Below are 1550 nucleotides of genomic sequence, written 5' to 3' on the forward strand. Positions count from 1 at the left end.
TCTTCAACCTTTAGCCTCAGCTCTCTCGATGTGCCGATTCCACGATGCGACCGCTAAGCCTAAATTGGCGGAAGGCAGTGGGAGTCGAACCCACCCGGGAGCGGCTGCCGCCCCCAACCGGGGTTGAAGCCCGGCCGCACCACCGGGTGCGATTGCCTTCCTTATTGATTTACAAGGAATTTTCCTGCCCCAACTGTAGCTCGGAGGCGGGAGTGTCGAAGAAGTGTCGAAAATCCCTAGCAGGACCAAACGCTAACACGTCTTGCAGATGATCGGGCGCAAGGTGCGCGTAGCGCATTGTCATCGCCAGGGACGAGTGACCGAGGATCTTCTGCAAGGTCAGGATATTGCCACCGTTCGCGATGAAGTGTGAGGCGAAGGTATGCCGCAACACATGCGACTTTTGTCCGGCAGGCAGACCCAGCCCGGCACGCGACACAGCTTCATCGAACCGATCCCGGCAGTTGGTGAACGCACCGTGTTCCCGAAGGTGCTGGCGTATCCGCTCCGCTAGCTTCGGATCGATCGGCACCACACGGCGACGCTTCGACTTCGTGTTCACGAACTGGAGCATGCCATCGCCCACCCGACTAATCGTGAGCCCTTGCGCTTCACCCCATCGGCAACCCGTCACCAAACAGATCGTGGCGATCAGCTCCACGTGTGGGTGGACCATGCTGCGCAGTACCAGGAACAGCCGGTCGATCTGATGGCTGTCGAGGTAGGACAGCTCCCGTTCCTGGACCCGAATCGCCCTGAGCATCGAGAGCGGATTATCGAACTCGATTTCACCGAGTCGCCGTAGCTCATTGAACAGCGCCCGCAGGTAGGACAGCTCATTGTTCATCGTTTTCGGGCTGATACCGGACGCGAGGCGCTTGGCGCGGTATTCCGCAAAATCGGTAGCAGTGAAGGCTATGGCCACAGGGTCTTTCAGGCGTTCGACCATGCGATCCATGATGACGCGGCGACCTTCGTAGTCGGCCAGCGAACCACCATGCAGACGCCCCCAGCATTCCACCAGTTGGGAGAGACGGCGACGATCCTTCGGTTTCGGTGACCATTGCGGACTTTCGATCAGCTTGGATCGACAGGTCGCCTCGAACCGCTGAGCCTCGCCCTTGGTCTTGAAGGTCTTGCGGAAGCGCTTGCCCTTGATCGGCTCGACATCGACTTTCCAACGCCCGTCTGGCAGTTGCTCAATCGCCATGACCATCACCGCCTTGGCCGGGAGCTGCTATGTCAGCGTGTTTGGCTTGTTTGTGTATTTGGCAAACAAACATCAGACGGCACGCCCCCAGCGCACGTGTCGTTCCTGCAATAGATTCTTGATGTGCTTGTAGAGGTCTCGCTCGCTCATGTCCTTGGCGGCGTAGTGGTCGCGGATCACTGGCCAGCATTCCCATTGCTTCAGTCGATCAAATGCGGGCTTAGCGCCCACTCGCTCCCTTCCCAGCTGCCTACCAACGTTCCCCGGGACCGGTCCACGTTCCTGGCCTGGGAGGCGCGGGGGGCCCTGGAGGACCCCCTGTGTTTCGGCTCGTCGGTCA

Annotated in this window: 2 protein-coding genes and 1 tRNA gene; 1 reads left to right on the forward strand and 2 read right to left on the reverse strand. The window is 59.7% G+C overall.

Translation table 11 applies throughout. From position 1 onward, the window contains the following. Window positions 1-65 precede the first annotated feature (65 nt). A tRNA-Sec gene (locus CXQ91_RS24080) sits at window positions 66-161 on the reverse strand. 8 nt (window positions 162-169) lie between these two features. Beyond that, window positions 170-1210 carry a tyrosine-type recombinase/integrase gene (locus CXQ91_RS24085; protein ID WP_104176360.1) on the reverse strand — a complete coding sequence of 347 codons (1041 nt, stop codon included), beginning with the start codon at window positions 1208-1210 and terminating at the stop codon, window positions 170-172. Window positions 1211-1333: 123 nt separating this feature from the next. On the opposite strand from CXQ91_RS24085, the gene CXQ91_RS25080 reads away from it, so the two are divergent. Next, the coding region (locus tag CXQ91_RS25080) for a hypothetical protein (protein ID WP_219816606.1) at window positions 1334-1550 on the forward strand (217 nt) is incomplete at its 3' end.

Origin of the sequence: Arthrobacter sp. Y81 (assembly GCF_002929335.1) — a bacterium.
Lineage (GTDB): Bacteria > Actinomycetota > Actinomycetes > Actinomycetales > Micrococcaceae > Arthrobacter.